General features: G+C 74.5%; 11 protein-coding genes, 1 tRNA gene and 3 pseudogenes. 6 read left to right on the top strand and 9 right to left on the bottom strand.

The genetic code is table 11. The features are described 5' to 3' along the window. Positions 1 to 103: 103 nt before the first annotated feature. Positions 104 to 580 (top strand): hypothetical protein, encoded by a 477-nt coding sequence (locus ACFZDK_RS14220; RefSeq protein WP_390972362.1) that lies wholly within the window; start codon positions 104 to 106, stop codon positions 578 to 580. Positions 581 to 733: 153 nt separating this feature from the next. Further along, entirely contained in the window at positions 734 to 1249 is a 516-nt protein-coding gene (locus tag ACFZDK_RS14215) for a DUF4232 domain-containing protein (protein WP_390972361.1), read from the top strand. A 239-nt stretch (positions 1250 to 1488) separates the two neighbouring features. Here the strand turns inward: ACFZDK_RS14215 and ACFZDK_RS14210 are convergent, their stop codons facing one another. Beyond that, positions 1489 to 2637 (bottom strand): DUF2786 domain-containing protein, encoded by a 1149-nt coding sequence (locus ACFZDK_RS14210; RefSeq protein WP_390972359.1) that lies wholly within the window; start codon positions 2635 to 2637, stop codon positions 1489 to 1491. A 136-nt stretch (positions 2638 to 2773) separates the two neighbouring features. Between ACFZDK_RS14210 and ACFZDK_RS14205 the strand changes: the two genes are divergently transcribed. Together ACFZDK_RS14205 and ACFZDK_RS14200 are read left to right on the top strand one after the other, a co-directional pair. Beyond that, entirely contained in the window at positions 2774 to 3562 is a 789-nt protein-coding gene (locus tag ACFZDK_RS14205; RefSeq protein ID WP_390972357.1) for a Clp protease N-terminal domain-containing protein, read from the top strand. 67 nt (positions 3563 to 3629) lie between these two features. After that, positions 3630 to 5319 (top strand): annotated as a pseudogene (locus ACFZDK_RS14200) (bifunctional 3'-5' exonuclease/DNA polymerase). Here the strand turns inward: ACFZDK_RS14200 and ACFZDK_RS14195 are convergent. Continuing rightward, entirely contained in the window at positions 5320 to 8460 is a 3141-nt protein-coding gene (locus ACFZDK_RS14195; protein ID WP_390972532.1) for a BTAD domain-containing putative transcriptional regulator, read from the bottom strand. A gap of 403 nt (positions 8461 to 8863) precedes the next feature. Then, positions 8864 to 9757: a glycosyltransferase gene (locus ACFZDK_RS14190; RefSeq protein ID WP_390972356.1), complete on the bottom strand. Its 894-nt coding sequence runs from the start codon at positions 9755 to 9757 to the stop codon at positions 8864 to 8866. Positions 9758 to 10051: 294 nt separating this feature from the next. On the opposite strand from ACFZDK_RS14190, the gene ACFZDK_RS14185 reads away from it, so the two are divergent. Further along, the gene (locus tag ACFZDK_RS14185) at positions 10052 to 10468 is read left to right on the top strand and encodes a hypothetical protein (RefSeq protein ID WP_390972354.1); all 417 of its coding nucleotides are present in this window, start codon (positions 10052 to 10054) and stop codon (positions 10466 to 10468) included. On the opposite strand, the gene ACFZDK_RS14180 is transcribed toward ACFZDK_RS14185, so the two are convergent. Further along, positions 10452 to 11462: a LuxR C-terminal-related transcriptional regulator gene (locus tag ACFZDK_RS14180; protein WP_390972352.1), complete on the bottom strand. Its 1011-nt coding sequence runs from the start codon at positions 11460 to 11462 to the stop codon at positions 10452 to 10454. The genes ACFZDK_RS14185 and ACFZDK_RS14180 overlap by 17 nt on opposite strands. A gap of 65 nt (positions 11463 to 11527) precedes the next feature. Beyond that, positions 11528 to 11902: pseudogene (locus ACFZDK_RS14175) on the bottom strand (ABC transporter substrate-binding protein); the annotation flags it as partial. A gap of 94 nt (positions 11903 to 11996) precedes the next feature. On the opposite strand from ACFZDK_RS14175, the pseudogene ACFZDK_RS14170 reads away from it, so the two are divergent. Next, a pseudogene (locus tag ACFZDK_RS14170) lies at positions 11997 to 12539 on the top strand (integrase); the annotation flags it as partial. Between the two features lie 42 nt (positions 12540 to 12581). Here the strand turns inward: ACFZDK_RS14170 and ACFZDK_RS14165 are convergent. From ACFZDK_RS14165 to tmk, 4 genes are all read right to left on the bottom strand, one after another. Continuing rightward, positions 12582 to 12658 (bottom strand) — tRNA-Thr (locus tag ACFZDK_RS14165). Between the two features lie 106 nt (positions 12659 to 12764). Beyond that, entirely contained in the window at positions 12765 to 14315 is a 1551-nt protein-coding gene (locus ACFZDK_RS14160; protein WP_390972351.1) for an alpha/beta fold hydrolase, read from the bottom strand. Positions 14316 to 14494: 179 nt separating this feature from the next. Then, positions 14495 to 15700, bottom strand: a complete 1206-nt coding sequence (locus ACFZDK_RS14155; RefSeq protein WP_390972349.1) for a DNA polymerase III subunit delta' — start codon at positions 15698 to 15700, stop codon at positions 14495 to 14497. A gap of 244 nt (positions 15701 to 15944) precedes the next feature. Next, positions 15945 to 19223 (bottom strand): dTMP kinase, encoded by a 3279-nt coding sequence (gene tmk / locus ACFZDK_RS14150; protein WP_390972347.1) that lies wholly within the window; start codon positions 19221 to 19223, stop codon positions 15945 to 15947. Positions 19224 to 19241: the final 18 nt, after the last annotated feature.

Below are 19241 nucleotides of genomic sequence, written 5' to 3'. Positions count from 1 at the left end.
TACGGCGAGTACGGCTACGACGCCCGCGGAGACGGCTTCGGCCTCTTCCGCATCGGCTCCTTGCGCTTCCGTTTCTTCCGTACCGGCCTCCGCGCGGCCGGTCGTGCGGATCGCGGCCGCCGCCGCGGGGCTGGTGGGCGCGCTCGCGCTGACCGCGTGCAGCGGCGGCGGCGACTCCGGCAGCGACTCCTCGGCCACCCCGTCGGGCACGTCGTCCGCGGCGGCGAGCGCCACGGCCGGTTCGGACAGCGCCACGGCCTCGTCCGACGCGCTGCAGGGCAGCTGGATCACCACCAGCGGCGGCAAGATCGTCGCCCTGGTGGTCACCGGGAAGTCCGCGGGGCTCTTCGAGACCGGCGGGGCCGTGTGCAGCGGGACCGCGGGCGAGGAGGCAGGGATGCGGATGATCCACCTCACCTGCACGGACGGCAGCAAGGGCCGGGTCACCGGAATGGTCGACTCGGTCAGCAAGAGCAGTATGAAGGTCACCTGGTCGGGGAAGACCGGCGAGGAGACCTACACCAAGGCCGAGGGCGGCAAGCTGCCGTCGGGGCTGCCGACGGCGAGCCTTGGTCAGTAGGGCCGGATCCGGCCGGGCGGCACGGGTGCCGGCCGCCGTCACGGGCGGGGCGGACGCACCCCGAACGGGTCAAGGACGGGGGCGGGCGAGCGGGACCCGGGCGGGGGCGTGATGATGCTGGGACACCGTCACGACCTCGATGGGGATCTGCTCATGCGCGCCATTCCGCTCACCGTCACGGCCCTCGCCGCCGCCCTCGCCCTCACCGCCTGCGACAGCGGCGGTGGCGGGTCCAGCAGCAAGAACAGCTCCGCCTGCCAGATCGGCAAGGTCTCCGTGCAGGTGGGCTCCGCGAGCGTCGCACCGGCCGCCGGGGACACCGGCGAGGTGCCGGTGAGCCTCACCAACCAGAGCGCGCCGTGCACGCTGGACGGGTTCGCCGGGGTGACGCTCAAGGCGGGCGGCACGTCCGCGTCGCTCTCCTCGCTGTCCGGCGCGAAGAACCAGAAGCTCAAGCTGGCCAAGGGCGACTCCGCGACGTTCTCGATCAGCTACGTGCGGGGCAAGGACGGCGACGCGGCGAGCCTCGCGGCCACGTCGATGGAGGTGTCCCTGCCGGGCAGCGACGCGACGCAGAGCTTCCCTTGGAAGTACGGGGCGGTTGCGGGCAAGGGGTCGGCGGCGAAGCCGAACGCGACGGTGGGGGCGTTCCAGCAGGCTGGGGACTGACGGCGAAGAGCCGGCTACGGAGCCGCCGGTTCGGTCGGATGCCGGTGGGGGGCCGGATGCCGGCCGACCGCCGGTGGGGCCGGATGCCGGCCGGCCGCCGGTGGGGGGCGGATAGCGGTGGGGGCCGGCCGCGCCCGCGTGGCGGAGCCGCATATCGATACAGTCCCGCGCCCCCGGCGGGGCGCCTCAGGCCTCCGGCGGGCCGTGGGCGCCCCTGACCTGACGGGTCGCGTGCGGGGTCAGGGAAGCTGGGAGCGAGAGCGCACCTGTGCCTGATCCGCTGCCCGGGTTCCCTCCGTCCAGCCCGCCTCGTCGGTCACCCCGCGCAGGCGGGTCGTGGTCGTCTCCGGGAACATCCGCTCCATACGGTCGGCCACGGCCGTCTCTCTGCTCGCCAGGACCGGGAGCAGGTCCACGGCCGTCTCGGTCTCGGTCACGGCCGACTCCGCGGCGGCGGCCAGGCGGTCGCCGACGCGGTGGGCGTAGGCCGCCAGGAAGGACTGGCGGAAGGTCTTGGTGCGTTTGCGGCCGCCCGCCCGCTGGGTGGCCTCCGCCTTCGTCATCGCGTGCGTGGCCTGCACCAGCAGCGAGGTGTAGAGCAGCTCGACCGCCTCCAGGTCCGCCGCGAAGCCGACGACCGTGGAGAAGGAGAGCGGCTCGTTCCACACCGCGCGGCAGTGGTTGGCCGTGGCGACCGCGTCCAGCAGCACCGCCTTGGCCTGCTCGTACGGCGGCTCCACTCCGATCCGGCAGGCTCCGGGCGCGTCCGGCGCGGGCGCCCCCGCGGCGAGCAGCGCCTCGTCGACGCTGTGCCGGGCCATCAGCTCCTGGGCCTTCGCGCTGAGCGCCTCCGCCTCCTCCGGGTAGCCGGTCGCCTCGGCCTTGGCGAGCAGCGCGCGGATCCGGGTGAGCATGCGGGACTCGGGCCGGACCGCGTCCGCGCGGGGTCCGGCACCGGACCCGGCGCCGGGCTCGTCGAGGGGCTCCAGTGCGGGCAGCCGCAGCAGCAGCCGGTACAGCTCCAGGACGGCGGTGGCCCGCGAGAAACGGTCGCCCACGCGCGCGTCGCCGTCCGGCAGCGCGTCGAGCTGGGCCCGCCAGCGTGGGCCGCGCGGCCGGTCGTCCGGCACCTGCGCCAGGATCAGCCCGGCGGCGAGGCGGACATGCGCGTCCTCCAGCTCGCGCCGCACCAGCCGTACGACGTCGGCGGGCTGCCAGCCGCGCCGCCAGGCCGCCGCGACGAAGTCCCGGCCCCGGCGCGCGAGTTCCGCGTCCGCGTCGGAGTCGGCCGCGAGGAGGGACGCGCCCGTGTCGAGGCCGGAGTCGGTGTCGTCGTACAGCGCCGTGCGGAAGGCTCGGTCGACGGTGCTGGGCTCGCTGCTGGTCACGCGTCGATCGTGCCACGCGGTACCGACGGCGCGCGGCGGCCGTCCACACCCTGTGGACAGTCCCGGCGGTGGTCCTTCCGGCCGGGACTGTCAACCGATGGTTGACACCTTCGGAGTGTCAACCTAAGGTTGACACATGGCTACCGACCAGAACATCACGGCATCCGTACGCCTCGACGATCTGATCGCGGCGATCAAGAAGGTGCACCCGGAACCCCTCGACCAGCTCCAGGACGCGGTGATCGCCGCCGACCACCTGGGCGACGTGGCCGACCATCTCATCGGGCACTTCGTCGACCAGGCCCGGCGCTCGGGCGCCTCCTGGACCGAGATCGGCAAGAGCATGGGCGTCACCCGGCAGGCGGCACAGAAGCGCTTCGTGCCCAAGGAGTCCGCCGCACTCGACCCCAACCAGGGCTTCGACCGCTACACCCAGCGCGCCCGGAACGTGGTCATGGCGGCCCACAACGAGGCCGTCACGGCGCGCAACCCGGAGGGCCGCCCCGAGCACCTGGTCCTCGGGCTGCTCGCCGAGCCGGAGGGCATCGCGGCGAAGGCGATCCTCGCGCAGGGCGTCCTGCTGGACACCGTGCGCCAGACGGCGACGGCCGCGCTGCCGCCCGCCGCGGAGGACGTCCCCGACCTCGTCCCGTACGGTCCGGAGGCGAAGAAGGCCCTCGAACTCACCTTCCGCGAGGCCCTGCGCCTCGGCCACAACTACATCGGCACCGAACACCTGCTGCTGGCCCTCCTGGAGCACGAGAACGGCGCGGGCGTCCTCAGCGGCCTCGGCATCACCAAGCCGCCCACCGAGGAGTACGTCGCCAAGGTGCTGGCCCTGCTGGGGGAGCAGAAGAAGGCGGCGACGGAGGCGGCGGGGGCGGCCGGGGCGACGGGCGACGCGGAGCGGGGCGAAGCCGGCTGAGAAACCTCCCGGACCATCGAATCCGCAGGTCAGAGCGATTGTCAGTGCTGCCTGCCACACTCGCAGCATGACCGACCGATGGGCTCTCGCTCCGGCCGAGGACGGTGGCGTGGATGTCGCCCCCCTCGGTCCGGACGGGCTGCCCGCCGGGCCGGTGCGGCGGGAGCCCGATCTCGCCGGGGCGGTCAGGGGCCGCCCGGAGGTCACACGCTGGGTGTGGCGGTCGACCGCCGAGGTCTACCCGCGCCTGCTCGCCACGGGGGTGCGAGTGGAGCGGTGCTACGACATCGAGGACGCCGAGACACTTCTGCTGGGCCACGAGGGACGGTCCGGTGAGCCGCGTTCGGCCGCCGCCGCCCTGGCCCGCCTCCGGGGCGGCCCCGTACCGCCCGACCCGCCGCAGCGCTCGGCCGAACCGGGCGCGCAGTCCCCCCCTGTTCGAGCCGGAGGGCACCGCCCGCCTCACGCTCGACGAACTCCTCGTGGTCTACGCAGAGCAGCAGCGCCGGCACGACCGGGCCGAACGCCCCGACCGGATGCGGCTGCTGACCGCCGCCGAGTCGGCGGGCATGCTGATCGCCGCCGAGATGAACCGCGCGGGTGTGCCCTGGAGCGCCGAGGTGCACCGCGAGGTGCTGCGCGAACTGCTCGGCGAGCGGTACGCGGGCGGCGGCGAACCGCGCCGGCTGGCCGAGCTGGCGGACGAGGTCTCGGCCGCCTTCGGCCGTCGGGTGCGCCCGGACCTGCCCGCCGATGTGGTCAAGGCCTTCGCCCAGGCCGGGATCAAGGTGAAGTCCACCCGCCGCTGGGAGATCTCGTCCGTCGACCACCCGGCGGTGAAACCGCTCCTGGAGTACAAGAAGCTGTACCGGATCTGGGTGGCGCACGGCTGGACCTGGCTGCAGGACTGGGTGCGGGACGGCCGCTTCCGGCCCGAGTTCCACGCGGGTGGCACGGTCACCGGGCGCTGGGTGACCAACGGCGGGGGCGCGCTGCAGATCCCCAAGGTGATCCGGCGGGCCGCGGTCGCCGATCCCGGCTGGCGGCTGGTCGTCGCCGACGCCGACCAGATGGAGCCCCGGGTGCTGGCGGCCATCTCCCGCGACCCCGGGCTGATGGAGGTCGCGGGGCGGGAGACCGACCTGTACCAGTCCGTCTCCGACCGTGCCTTCTCCGGCGATCGCCAGCAGGCCAAGATCGCCGTCCTCGGCGCGGTCTACGGCCAGACCTCCGGCGACGGGCTGAAGAACCTGGCCGCGCTCAGACGCCGCTTCCCCAAGGCGGTGGCCTATGTCGACGACGCGGCACGGGAGGGCGAGGAGGGCCGGCTGGTGCGCACCTGGCTGGGCCGGACCTGCCCGCCGGCGGCCGGTGCGGGCGACGGCGCGGAGGAGGCGGGCATGCCCCAGGAGGAAGCCGAGGAGCAGACCGCCGACGGCTGGGTGCCGGGGTACGCCTCCACCAACTCCCGTGCCCGGGGCCGCTTCGCGCGCAACTTCGTCGTCCAGGGCAGCGCCGCCGACTGGGCCCTGCTGATGCTCGCCGCGCTGCGCCGGACCTGCGCGGACCTGGCGGCGGAACTGGTCTTCTTCCAGCACGACGAGGTGATCGTGCACTGTCCCGAGGAGGAGACCGAGACGGTCGTGGCGGCGATCCGGGAGGCGGCCGACCTGGCCGGACGGCTGACGTTCGGCGAGACGCCGGTCAGATTCCCGTTCACGACGGCGGTGGTGGAGTGCTATGCCGACGCCAAGTGATCAGTCTCCGGGTGCCAGCAGCTCGCCCAGCTCCGCGAGGACGTCCGGCTCGTCCGTGCCGTCCAGGGCGGCCAGGGCCGCCCGCCAGACCTCGTACGCCTCGCCCGTGCGCCCCTGTTCGCGCAGGAGCAGACCGAGTTGGTGGCGGGCGAGACCGCCGCTGTAGCGGTCGGCGCGGGCGTCCGCCCGGCGCAGCAGCTCGGTGCACTCCCGGTGGGCGCGGTCGGTGCGGCCGAGGCCGCGCAGTGCGCGGACCAGGCCGAGCCGGGTCTGGGACTCGCCGTGCCAGTCGCCGTGCCCGCCGAGGATGCGCAGGCTCTCCTCGAAGTGCGTGGCGGCCGCGGCCGGTTCGCCGAGGGTGAGGTGGGCGTAGCCGATGTTGCAGTGCGCCGAGTGCTGCAGGATGACGGCGCCGATCGCGTCCCCGATCGCCAGGGAGCGCCGGTGCTGCTCGATGGCGGCACGCGGGTCGGTGTGCTCGTAGAGGTTGCCGAGGTGGCTGTGGGTGACGGCCTCGCCGTAGGGGTCGTTCAGCTGCCGGGAGTACGCCAGGCTCTGCCGCAGCGCCTCCCCCGACTCCTCGTACCGGCCGAGCCCTTCCAGCAGCAGCCCCCGGTTGTTGAGGCTGCGCCGGATCCAGGACGGCACGTCCAGCCGCCGCCAGAGGGCGAGCGCCCGGTCGGTCAGGGCGAGGGCCTCGCGCTGGCGACCGGTCAGGAAGCGCAGTCCGGCGAGATCGCCCAGGGCGTAGGCCTCGGCGGGCTCGTCCCCGAGACGGCGCGCGGCGGCCAGGGCGGCCGTGCCGAGCACCTCCATCTCGGCGACCCGGCCGCCGCGCAGGACGTAGGGGAAGAGGAGCCGGACGAGGGTGGACAGATACGCGCTGATCCGGGGATCGGCCGTGTCGGCGTACCTCCCCACCAGGGCGACGATGTTCTCCAGCTCCAGATCGCCCCAGGCGAAGGCGTGTTCGGCGCACTCGAAGGGCGGCAGGGCGGCGACGTACGGCTGGTGTTCGGGGGGCTGGGCGGCGGTGGGGCGGCGGCGGTCGCCCTGGTCGAGGCCGGGTTCGAGGATCGCGACGAGGGCGAGTTCGGCGACGGCGGCGAACCAGCGCAGGGCGGTCAGGGCGGCCTCGGTGCGGTCGGCGCCCCCGGCCCCGGCCAGCTCCCGGGCGAAGTCCCGCACCAGGTCGTGCGGGGCGTAGCGGCCGTACGCGGTCTCCTCCAGCAGGGCCACGTCGACCAGCCGGTCCAGGGCGGCCTCGGCGCGGCGCGGGTCCGTGCCGGCGAGCCGGGCGATCAGCGGGGCACCGTAGGTGGGCAGTTCCAGGGCGCCGAGGTGGCGCAGGGCGTCGGCGGCGTCGCGGTCGGGTGCGCGGCCGGCGGCGGCGAGGGCGTCATGGGCGACGGCGAGGGAGCGCCGGACGCTCAGGTCGTCGTATTCGAGGTGGTGCAGCCTGCCCTCGGTGGCGGCCAGTTGCCCGGCCAGCATCTCGGGAGTGAGGGCGCGGCGGGCGGCCAGCCGGGCGGCGACCACGCGCAGGGCGAGCGGAAGCCGGCCGGTGAGGCCGACGAGCGGGTGACCGGCGTCGATCCCCTCCCGTCCGCTGACCGCGCGCAGCAGCGCCGCGCTGTCCTCGCCGGTCAGCGGCCCGAGCGGCAGGCGGCGGGCGCCGTCGAGGGCGGTGAGCGGGGACCGGCTGGTGACGATCACCGCGCAGCCGGGGCCGCCCGGGAGCAGCGGCCGTACCTGGGCGGCGGACGCGGCGTCGTCGAGCAGCAGCAGGGTGCGGGTCGGGGCGAGCAGCGAGCGCAGCAACGCGGCAGCGGCGTCCGGGTGTTCGGGGATGTGCCGGGGGTCGGCGCCGAGGTCCCGCAGCAGCGCGGCGAGCGCCTGGGCGGGGGCGAGCGGAGGCACGCCGGGGGTGGCGCCGTGCAGGTTGACGTAGAGCTGCCCGTCGGGGAAACGTTCACGCAGCTGATGGGCGACCTGCAGGGCGAGCGCGCTCTTGCCGACCCCGGCCATACCGCTGACGACGGCCACGGCGGGGACGGGGGCGGCGGCAGCAGCCGGGGTGAGGGCGCGGCTCAGTTCCTCACGGACGGCGGCGCGGCCGGTGAAGTGGGCCGGCGGTGGCGGGAGTTGGGCGGGGCGGGGGGTGGGGGACCCGCCGCGCGTAGAACCGGGGCCGACGGGCCGGTCCGCGGCCGGGGTGGACTCCGCGGGGACATCGGCGCCTTCGACTTCCGGCCGACGCCCGGTCGAAGCGCCCCGAAGGGGTGCGGGGAACTGCGCGCCCAGCCCCGACGCACCCGCACCCGCCCCGCCCTCCGCACGCACCGCTTCGTCCGACGCTCCCTCCCCCATCGCGTCGCCCACCGCGCCGCTCCCCCGCAGCACCTCCACATGGGCCTCGCGCACCGCCGCCCCCGGCTCGATGCCCAGCTCCTCCCGCAGCCGGTCGCGCAGATCGCGGTGGACCGCGAGGGCCTCGGCCTGCCGACCCGTGCGGTGCAGGGCGAGCATCAGCTGGCGGTGGTAGGCCTCACGGAACGGGTACTCCGCGACGAGCGCCGCCAACTCCGGTACGACACCGCCCGGTCGGGGCCCGCCGAGGGCGAGCTCCGCGTCGTAGCGCCACTCCAGCAGGGACAGCCGGGCCTCCTCCAGGCGCTGGACGAAGGCGAGGCCGCCGAAGTCGGCGGGCAGGCCGCCGAGCGGAACACCGCGCCAGAGCGCGAGCGCCCCGGCGCAGGCGCGCAGCACCGGCGCCCACTCCCGTCGCCCGTGCGCCGCGCGTGCCTCCGTCACCCGGGCGTCGAAGACGTCGACGTCCAGCTCGCCGTCGTCGACGCGCAGCAGGTACCCGGGCGGGACGGCCCGCAGCCGCTCCGGGTCGTCGAGGAGCCGGCGCAGCCGGGTGACGTGGTTGTGCAGCGAGGCCTGCGCGGACACCGGGGGTGCGCCGCCCCACAGCGCGTCCTTGAGCGAGTCGACGGAGACCACCCGCCCGGCCTCCAGGAGCAGCGCGGCCAGCAGCGCGCGCACCTTGGGGCTGCCGATGGGCCGGGCCTCGCCCCCGGCGGGATACAGCACCGGAGGTCCCAGCAGTCCGAACCGCAGCTCGTACCGCCGCATCGCTCCGCCCATCGCCTTCCCGCACGGCGGGGGTGCCCGCCGGTCCCTGGTTCCTGGCGGGATCCCATCCGTCGGGGACGAGTTCCCGCCATCTTCTCTGTGCCGGTCGGAGCCGGAATCCGCTGGGTTTCCGGCCTGCCCCCCGAGCCGTACGGCGGCTTCACGCCAACCGGTCGGCGGCCTCCGGGGGAACCACTGGCCACATGTTAGCGATCCGTTGGCGAGCCTTGATGTGATCTTCGCATCGGACCAGGCCCGACGGCGCGCGCATCAGTCGCGTAACTCGGGGGAGTGTCGCCGCAGGCCTGGATCCGGGGACGCGAGAGGGTTCCGGTCGGCGGAGGTGAACGACCGGAACCCTCGTCCCGTTTCCGGAACCGTCCCTCAGATCCGGAACCGTCCCTCAGATGACGGGCGGACGCCCGAGCCGGGTGAGCCGCCACACCGTGCGCCAGCGCATGGGCCGGCGCTCGCCGGCCGGTTCGCGCATCCCCTCCACGAAGCCCCCGAACCAGGCGCGCAGCCCGCCCGTCGACCGGGTGCGCAGCAGGGTGATGAGTGTCCACACGGCCAGATGGACCGGGATCAGCGGCAGCGGCAGCCGGCGGCGGGTCAGCCAGACCCGGTTGCGGGCGGTCACCCGGAAGTAGACGGCGTGCCGTGCGGGCGAGGTCCGGGGGTGCCGCAGGAGCAGCTCGGGCGCGTAGAGGATCTTCCAGCCGGCGTCGGCGGCCCGCCAGGCGAGGTCGGTCTCCTCGTGCGCGAAGAAGAACTCGGCCGGCCAGTCGCCGGTCTCGGCGAGCATGGACATGCGCAGGGCGTGGCCGCCGCCGAGGAACCCGGTGACGTAACCCCCGCGCATCGGGTCGGCGTTGCCGACGCGCGGCACGTGCCGCTGCTGGGTCTCGCCGTGCTCGTCCGCGATGCGGAAGCCGACGATGCCGAGGCGCGGGTCGGCGGCGAACAGGGCGCGGACCTGGCGGAGCACCTCGACGTCGACGAGTACCCCGTCGTCGTCCAGTTCGACGACGACGTCCACGTCGCCGTGCTCGCGCAGCGCGGCGAGGGCGACATTGCGGCCGCCGGGGCAGCCGAGGTTGTCCTCGACCTCGACGGTGGTGACCTCGCCGGGCAGATCGAGACGGCCGGCGAACTCGGGCAGCCGGCAGCCGTTGCCGACGATCACGATGCGGGCGGGGGCGAGGTCCTGCTTCGCGACGGACCTGAGCAGGGCGTCGACTTCGTCGGGCCGGTTCCCCATGGTCACCACGGCGACCGCGATCCTCGGCTGCGCCATGCCCCTCACCCCATCCCGGCCGGTGGCGGTGCCACGCCCTGACCGCGCGACACTCACGGTTAACCAAGATGTTGCCTCAAAGGGGGTCGTAGTCCTGGCTTCGGTTTAGTTTGCGGCCCTTTTACAGCGATTTTCCCTGCGGGGGACGAACTCCGGACCTGATCGCGCGTTGACGCCCGCCCGCACCCCGGGGTTTTCCCCTGGGCGCTCTCTGAGGTCCGGGCCGCACGCCGTCCCTAGTGTCCGGAACGTCCGGCGGGGACCACCGGCCGCCAACGGGAGGGACACCTCGTCATGGGACCGAACGACGCGCAGATCGTCCGCATCTTCAGCCGCGAGGAGAAGGGCAGGATCGCCGACGTCACGCTGGATCCCGGCAGCGACGCCGTGGTCGTGCTGGAGGCGGAGGCGGGCTTCATCCTGTTCGACGGGCACGGGGACTACCTCGTGACCCTCGTCGTCAGGGACCTCAGCGACGGCACTCTCATCCCCGCGACCGTGCCGGGGGTGGCCACGCCCCACAAGGTGGCGGGCCGTTTCGCCGACGCGACCTGGTCCGACCTCGCGGCCTCGTTCAAGTTCGTGGTCACCGGGACCGAACTGGCCAAGCGCAAGGGCCACCTGATCCAGGCGTACGGCTCCGTGGTCTACGGCCACCAGCACCCCGGCGCCACCCTCGCCGAGAGCCCCCTGTTCATGATCCAGCCCTGAAGTGGGCGACAAGACCGACGCGAGAACTGATGCCCAGCTTCGCGTAGGCGTGGCTGAGGTGGTACTCGACGGTCTTGACGCTCAGGATCAGCTCGCGCGCGATCCGGCGGTTGGTCAGCCCGGTCGCCGCGAGCTGAGCCACGGCGTGCTCCTGGGGGGTGAGGCCGTCCGGCGTCCGCACCTCGCCCTCGCCGCCGGGGCGGACACCGCAGGCGACGAGCTCCCGGTCGCAGGCCTTCACGAAGGGCACGGCACCCAGCTCCACCAGCACCGCCCGGGCCACGGCCAGGTGCTCCCGGGCGGCAGCCCGCCGTCCGGCCCGGCGCAGCCAGGCGCCGAAGTCGCTCTCCGCGCGGGCCCGGTGGAAGGGCAGCCCGGCCCGGCCGGCATGCTCGACGGCCGTCTCGTACGCCTCCTCCGCGGCCTTCGCCTCGTGCCGGGCGGCGTGCAGATTGCCGCGCACCCGGCCGGCCGCCGCCAGGTCGGAGGACCGCCGGCGCTCGAACGCCGCGTTCTCGTACGGCTCCAGCACGGCCTCGGCCTCCTCCAGGCGGCCCTCGGTGACGAGCGCGTCGGCCAGCAGGTCGCGCCAGGCGAGCACGCCCGGCTGGTTCACCGAGTGGTCGCGGTCGCAGGCGAGCAGCGGCCGTAACGCGGCGACGACCTCGGCGGGCCGGCCGCGCACCGTCGCCACGGCGGCCCGGGCCCGCGCCGCGTAACAGTGCGCCGCGTCCGTGGGATCGGTACGGTCCGGGACGGCGGCCGCGCTGTCCGCGTGCGCCGCGGCCCGGTCGTACTCGCCCCGGGCGGCGAGTACGAAGGCCGCCGCGGAGTGCGGGAACGACGTCAGCCAGATCTGATGTCCGTCGGCGGCGATCGAGGCCGCGCACTCCAGGTGGGTGACCGCCTCGTCCCACCGCCCCAGCCGCAGCTCGGCCTCCCCGACCAGGCACAGCGCGAACGCCCGCAGCGGCACCGGCCCCTGCCGCAGCACCTCGGCCGCCGCCTCGAACTCCTCGTGCGCCAGGGGCGGCGCAGGAGCAGCCCGCGCAGGGCGGACCGGTCGTCGTCACCGAGCCGGCTGAGCCCCTGGGCGGCGAACCGGACGGCGTCGTACGCCTCGGCCGCCCAGGGACCGGGTGCCTGTCCGTGGCGGGCCCGGAACGCCGCGGCGAACGCCTTGGTACGGGGGTCCACGCTCGCGTCGGTGTAGCCCGCACCGATCCGCCGGTCCTCGCCGACGGCGAGAAAGGACGCGCCGAGGACGTGCTCCCCCGCGATACGGGCGCCCTCATGGCCCGCGTCCCGCAGCGCGCGGGCACAGGCGGCGGCGCGCTCGGGCAGCACCCCGCCGAACAGGACGGCGTCCCGGGGCCGGGCGGCGATACGGCGGGCGGCCGCGGTGAAGTCCGCGTCGGCTGCGACCTCCTCCACCGCGGTCTCGCTGTCGAGCTTGCTGCGGACCGCGGCGAAATGGACCGTGGTCAGGCTCTCCGCCTCGGTGGCCAGGTCGTGCACGACCACCGTGCGGGCGGGTCTGCGCGGATGCCCGAAGCCGTGCGTAAAGGGCTGCGCGAAGCACGCCAGCGTCTGCCCCGCCCGGAAAGACGGCGGACTGGTCTTCACCCGCCCCAAGACGAAGAAGAGCCAGAACCCCGTCCCCATCCCTCCCCCGTTCATCCGGTACCTGGTCCAGCACAAAGCCCAGCAAGACGAGATGCGGGCGGCGGCCGGGGAGCTGTGGGAGGAACACCGCCTCGTCTTCTCACGGCCCGACGGACGCCCCCTCGACCCGCACCAGGACTGGGAGGAGTTCAAGGACCTGCTCGAGGAAGCCGGGATCGATGACCGGCGCCTGTACGACGGCAGCCGGCACACCCGGATCAGCCAGACCCGCCGCTACGTCAAGGGCCGATCGCACCCGTCGAAGGACGCGATGCGCCGCATGGGGGAGCACCTCATGCCCCGCCCGGCCGGCGCGGATCCCGCGCCGGAACCCCCAACTGAGACCAGGACTGAGACCGTCGGCAGCCGCGCGGCACGTGCTCAGCGCCGCCGTCGCATCCGCTGAACGCGAAAACCCAGCTCAGACACCGTCTGAGCTGGGTTTCGATGGAGCCGCCTTCGGGATTCGAACCCGAGACCTACGCATTACGAGTGCGTTGCTCTGGCCATCTGAGCTAAGGCGGCGCGTCGTCCGCACTATGGTGCGATCAGCGACGTCGGTAAGTCTACACAGTTTCCGGGGGTGCTCCGTACACGCCCCGGAGCGGTGGCTCCGGGGCGGGCCGCAGGGCTATGAGCAGCGCTTTCCGTCTGCCGGCGGGGTGCCCTTGAGGAGGTAGGTGTCGATCGCCGAGTCGATGCAGGCGCTGCCCCGGCCGTACGCGGTGTGGCCGTCACCGACGTAGGTGAGGAGGCGGGCCGAGGAGAGCTGGCCGGCGAGGGACTGGGCCCAGCGGTAGGGGGTCGCCGGGTCGCGGGTGGTGCCGACCACGACGATCGGGGCAGCGCCCTTCGCCTCGATGCGGTGCGGTGTCCCCGTCGCCCGCACCGGCCAGTACGTGCAGTTCAGCGAGGCCCACGCCAGGTTGGGGCCGAACACCGGGGACGCCTTCTCGAACTCGGGCAGGGCGTTCTCGACCTGCCCGGGACCGTTGAAGGCGGGCGGCAGGTCCAGGCAGTTCACGGCGGCGTTGGCGAACATCAGGTTGGAGTAGCGCCCGTCCGGGTCGCGTTCGTAGTAGCTGTCGGAGAGGGCGAGCAGGCCCGCGCCGTCGTTCTCCTTCGTCGCCGCGTGCAGCGCGTCGCGCAGCTGCTCCCACTCCGCCTGGTCGTACATCGCCGCGATCACGCCGGTCGTGGCGAGGGACTCGGTGAGTTTGCGGCCGTCCGGGTCGCCGGTCGGGATGGGGTGCGCGTCGAGCTTCTTGAAGAAGGTGCCGAGGTTGTCGGCGATCTGCGTCGGGGTGCTTCCCTTGTCGCCGAGCGGGCAGTCGGTGCGTTTCGCGCAGTCCTCGGCGAAGGACTGGAACGCCGTCTCGAAGCCCGCGGTCTGCTGCAGGTTCAGCTCACGCGCGCTGAGGGAGGGGTCCAGCGCGCCGTCGAGGACCATACGGCCGACCCGGTCCGGGAACAGGCCCGCGTAGGTCGCGCCGAGGAACGTGCCGTACGACGCCCCCACGTAGTTCAGCTTCGGGTCGCCGAGCACCGCCCGCAGGATGTCCATGTCCCGCGCCGAGTCGGCGGTGGAGACATGGCGCAGCAACCGCGCCGAGTGCGTCCCGCAGGCCTCCGCGAACTTCTTGTACTGGGCGACCAGCTGGTCCGTCTCCCGCTGGTCGTCGGGGGTCATGTCGGTCTCGGTGAACGTGTCCATCCGCGGTCCGTCGAGGCACTCGACGGGCTCGCTGCGGGCGACCCCGCGCGGGTCCACCGCGACCATGTCGTAGCGCGCCCGCACCTCGGCGGGGTAGCCGATGCCGGCGTACTGCTGGAGGTAGTCCACCGCGGAGCCGCCCGGGCCACCCGGGTTGACCAGCAACGAACCGAGCGGCTTGGCCTTGCCGGTGGCCTTCTTGCGGGCGACCGCGAGCCGGACGTCACCCGCGCCCGGCTTCGCGTAGTCCAGCGGCGCCTTCATCGTCGCGCACTGGAAGCCGGGGACACCGCAGCTGCGCCAGGCGAGCTTCTGGTCGTAGTACGGGGCCAGGGTGGACGGCGTCGAGCGGGGCAGCGCGGCCAGCTGGGCGACGCCGGCGGAGGCCGACGCCGACGTCGACCCGCTGTCCGGGGAGGAGCACGCCGAGCCGAGCAGGGCGGCGGCCGAGAGCAGGGCGGCCGCCATGGTCCGAGTACGGGTCCGGCCCCGGGTCTGGGGCCGATTCCCGGCCTGGGTCCGATTCCGGGCCTGGCGGGGGATTCGCCTGATGTGCATCAATCGAGCGTAACGCTGAGAGATGATCTACGAGCCGTGCGTGAGGTCTGTGGCTCGTACGGGTGACCCCGGTCAACCGAAGCCCGACCTCAGCCCGCTCTGAGCGCCATCGTCATCGCCTCCACCGCCAGCAGCGGCGCCACATTGCGGTCGAGGGCGTCCCGGCAGGCGGCGATGGCCTCGATGCGACGCAGCGTGGACTCGGGCGAGCCGGCCCGGGCCAGCCGTTCCAGGGCGTCCTCGGCGTCGCCGTTGGCGATCGCGACCCTGGAGCCCAGCTGGAGGGCGAGGACATCGCGGTAGAAGCCGGTCAGGTCGGTGAGGGCGACGTCGAGGCTGTCCCGCTGGGTCCTGGTCCGGCGGCGCTTCTGCATGTCCTCCAGGTCCTTCATCACGCCCGCCGTGCCCCGCGGCAGCCGCCCGCCCTGGGCCGCGCCGAGCGCCGCCTTCAGCTCCTCCGTCTCCTTGCCGTCCATCTCCTCGGCGAGCTGCTTGGCGTCCTCCGCCGCCGCGTCCACCAGCTCCTGGGCCGCCTTCAGACAGGCCCCGACCTCGTCCAGCCGCAGCGGCAGCTTCAGTACGGCGGCCCGGCGCTCGCGGGCGGCCGGGTCGGTGGCCAGCCGGCGGGCCCGGTCGACGTGCCCCTGGGTGGCGCGGGCGGCCGCCTCGGCCACCTGGGGCTCGATGCCCTCCCGCCGGACGAGCATGTCGGCGACCGCCGCCACCGAGGGCGTGCTCAGGTTCAGGTGGCGGCAGCGGGAGCGGATCGTGGGCAGCACGTCCTCCAGCGAGGGGGCGCAGAGCAGCCAGACCGTGCGGGGGGCGGGCTCCTCGACGGCCTTGAGGACGGCGTTGGCCGACTTCTCGTTCAGCCGCTCGGCGTCCTCGACGAGGATGATCTGCCAGCGGCCGGTCGCCGGGGACGTGTACGACTTGCGGACCGTGTCGCGCATGTCCTTGACCAGGATCTCGGCGCCGACGGCGGCGACGGTCGTGACATCCGCGTGGGTACCGATCAGTGCCGTGTGGCAGCCGTCGCAGAAGCCGCAGCCGGGGACCCCGCCGAGGGCCCGGTCGGGGCTCACGCACTGGAGGGCGGCGGCGAAGGCCCGCGCCGTCTGGTTGCGGCCGGCGCCGGGCGGGCCGGTGAACAGCCAGGCATGGGTCATCTTCGACGACTCCGGCGGCGGCTGGTCGGCCGCGGCGGCGGTGACCAGGGCGTCGGCGTCCCGGGCGGCGGCGACGAGCGCCTCGCTCACCCGCTCCTGCCCGACGAGGTCGTCCCATACGGTCATGGGGTCACGCCGCCTTTCCGTCCAAGGTCCGATGTCCGAAGGTCCGGAGGTCCGATGTCCGAAGGTCCCGGTCCGGATCCGGACCTTGGATCCGGACCCGGACCTTGGATCTGGATCCGGTCCCGGTCCGGCTTCCATTGTGCGGGCGTCCACTGACAACGCGGTCCACGCCCGTCGCAACCGCGCGGGGGCGGCACCGGCCGGAACCCCGGCCCGCACCGCCCCCGCGCCCCGTGCGGAAACCTCAGCCGCGCCGCCCGCGGCCCCGGCGGCCCCGGCCGTCGTCGTGCTCCTGCTCGTCGTACGTCCCCAGCAGTTCGTCCGCCAGCGACGGCAGGTCGTCCAGCGGGGTCTCCTCGGCCCAGTCGGAGCGGCGGCGCCGGCGCGGGGCCGAGCCCTCGGCCTCGACCTGCGGCAGCTCGCGGGTACGGCCCTCGGAGCCGTCGGGGTTCCCACCGTCCTGCCCGTCCCGCTCGTCCCGGAAGAAGCCGGTCGGCATCCGGTCCGCCGGAGTGCCGGTGGAGGCGGTGGGCGGGGTGGAGTCGTCGCGCACGGAAGGCAGTACGGCGGTCTCGTCGGCGGCACCGGACGGCACCGGCGGCAGTACGGCCGTCTCGTCGGCCGCGCCCACGGCGGGCAGCACCGCGGTCTCGTCGGCCGCCCCCGCCGGCGGCACCGGCGGCTGCGGCAGCTGCGCCGTCACCTCGGACTCGGACTCCGGCTCGGGCTGCTGGGCCGCGGGGGCGCGTTCGTCGCGTACCGGACGCAGCACCGTCGTCTCGTCGGTCGCGCGCGTCCGTGCCGCGGGAGGCTCGTCGTCGGGCCGCACCACCGGCGTCGGCATGGTCGTGGCTTCCGGGGTGACACCGGGCGCCGTCGGCTGGGGTGCGGCCGACTCCCGGGCGGCCGTGTCGGCCGCGGCCGCCGCCTCCGAGGCCGCACGCCGTGCCTGCTCGGCCTTGAGCAGGGCCTCCTCGGCCTTGCGCTGCTTCTCCAGGCGCCGTTCCTCGGCCTCGGCGCGCAGCCGGGCCTCCTCCTCGGCATGCTTGCGGCGCTGCTCCTCCTCGGCCTTGCGGCGGGCCTCGGCCTCCGCGCGGGCCTTCTCCTCGGCGAGCAGCCGGGCCTGTTCCTCCTCGGCCCGCCTACGCGCCTCCTCGGCCCGCTGCCGGGCCTCCTCCGCCTGCCGTTCGGCCTCGCGGCGCTGCGCCTCCTCCAGCTCGCGGCGCTTGCGCTCCTCCTCCTCGGCGCGCAGCTTGGCGAGCTGCTCCTGGCGCTCCCGCTCCAGGCGCTCCTCCTCGGCCTTGCGCGCGGCCTCTTCCTCGGCCTTGCGGCGGGCCTCCTCCTCGGCCTTCTTGCGGGCCTCCTCGGCGGCCTTGATCTCGGCCTCGGACAGCGGCAGCACGGTGTCGAGGCGGGCCCGGATGACCGTGGTCACCGCCTCGGGCTCCTGGCCGGCGTCCACCACCAGGTAGCGGCCGGGGTCGGCGGCGGCCAGCGTCAGGAATCCGGCCCGCACGCGCGCGTGGAACTCGGCGGGCTCGGACTCCAGCCGGTCGGGGGCCTCGGTGAACCGCTCCCGGGCGGTCTCCGGCACCACGTCCAGCAGGACGGTCAGATGCGGGACCAGCCCGTCGGTGGCCCAGCGGTTGATGCGGGCGACCTCGGTCGGGGACAGGTCGCGGCCCGCGCCCTGGTAGGCGACGGAGGAGTCGATGTAGCGGTCGGAGATGACGATCGCGCCGCGCTCGAGGGCGGGCCGTACGACGGTGTCCACGTGCTCCGCGCGGTCGGCGGCGTACAGCAGCGCCTCCGCGCGGTGCGACAGACCGGCGGACGAGACGTCCAGGAGGATCGAGCGCAGCCGCTTGCCGACCGGGGTGGCGCCCGGCTCGCGGGTGAGCACGACCTCGTGGCCCTTGGCGCGGATCCACTCGGCGAGGGCCTCGGCCTGGGTGGACTTGCCGGCGCCGTCGCCGCCCTCCAGGGCGATGAAGAAACCGTTGCCCGCGGGGGCCTGGGCGGGGTCGTCGCCGCCGAGCAGCGCGTCCCGCAGGTCGTGGCGGAGCGGTACGCCCGCGCGGTCGTCGAGCTTGGCCAGCACCAGCACGGCCACCGGCAGCAGCAGCGCGCCGACCAGCATCAGCGTGAACGCGGCCCCGCCGTGCGCGAACACGAACTTGCCGTTCTCCAGCCGGTGCGGGCCGATGAGCGCGGCTACCAGGGGGGCGACGAGCGCGCCGAGCGCTATGGCGACCCGGACCACCGCGTGCAGGTGCTCGGTGGTGCGCGCCCGGCGGAAGTCCTCGGTCTCCTGGTCGAGCAGGGTGTGCCCGGTGTTGGCGGCCACGCCCGCGCCGATGCCGGCCAGCGTGACGATCAGCAGCACGGTGGTGACGTCCGGGACCAGACCGGCGGCCAGCAGCGCGATGCCGGTGAAGGCGATGGCCAGCGACAGCAGCCGGCGGCGCGAGAGCGTCGGCAGCAGCGCGGGCGCCGTCCGGATGCCGACGGCGACGCCGCCGGTCAGGGCGAGCACCAGCAGGCCGTACAGGACCGGGCCGCCGCCCAGGTCCCGCGCGTGCAGCACGGAGACGGCGACGGCGGCGGAGACCGCCCCGGCGACGGCGGCACAGGCCAGCACCAGCAGCGGGATGACGCCGGTGCGGCCGGTGTCGGTGCCCGTGCCGGTCCTGGGGCGGCGCAGGCCCTCCAGCGGCGACCGCGCGCGGGGAGTGCGGGTGCCGGGCACCTCCAGGTAGACCAGCACCGAGAGGGACCCGGCGAACAGGCCCGCCGCCACGTACGCCGCCAGGGCCGCCTGATGCTGGGCGAACCACGCGAGGCCCGTGCCCAGCAGGTTGTTGACCAGCGACGCGGCGACCAGCGCGGCGGCCGCGAGCGGGATCGCCAGGAACGTCGTCCGCAGCGAGAGGCGGCGCAGCGCGTCCAGGTGGTCGGGCAGCGGTCGTACCGTCGCACCCTCCGGGGGCGGGGCGGGCAGCAGCGCGGGGGCCGCGCTCTCCCGGCAGACCGTCCAGAGGCGCTCGGCGATGCCGACGACGAAGGCCGTCGCCAGGAGGATCGCCGGGGCGTTCTGCGGGGTCCAGTCGATCCACAGGGGTGCGACGAGCAGCAGGAGGGCGCGCAGGCCGTCGGCGCCGACCATGGTCCAGCGGCGGTCGAGCGGTCCGTCCTGCGCGGTGAGCGCGGTCAGCGGGCCCAGCAGGACCGCGCCGAAGAGCAGGGTGGCCAGAATGCGCACCCCGAAGACGATCGCCACCGCGAACGCCAGGCCGCGGTAGCCGCCGCCGAAGGAGCCCTGGGCGACGGCCGCCTGGAGCGTGAGCACGACCAGCACGAGAAGTGCCAGTGCGTCGCCGACACCGCTGACCAGCTGGGCGCTCCACAAGCGCCTCAGTTCGGGTCGGCGCAGCAGCGCGCGGACGGCGCGCTCGCGGGAATCCGCTACCAGCGCGTCGTCGGGTTCTGTCCGGGGGGCCGTTGGCTGCTCGGCTCGCGTCATGCTTTCAGCCTATCGGCA

The organism is Streptomyces sp. NPDC007901 (assembly GCF_042959465.1).
Lineage (GTDB): Bacteria > Actinomycetota > Actinomycetes > Streptomycetales > Streptomycetaceae > Streptomyces.
This window is presented reverse-complemented; position numbering and strand designations above follow the sequence as displayed.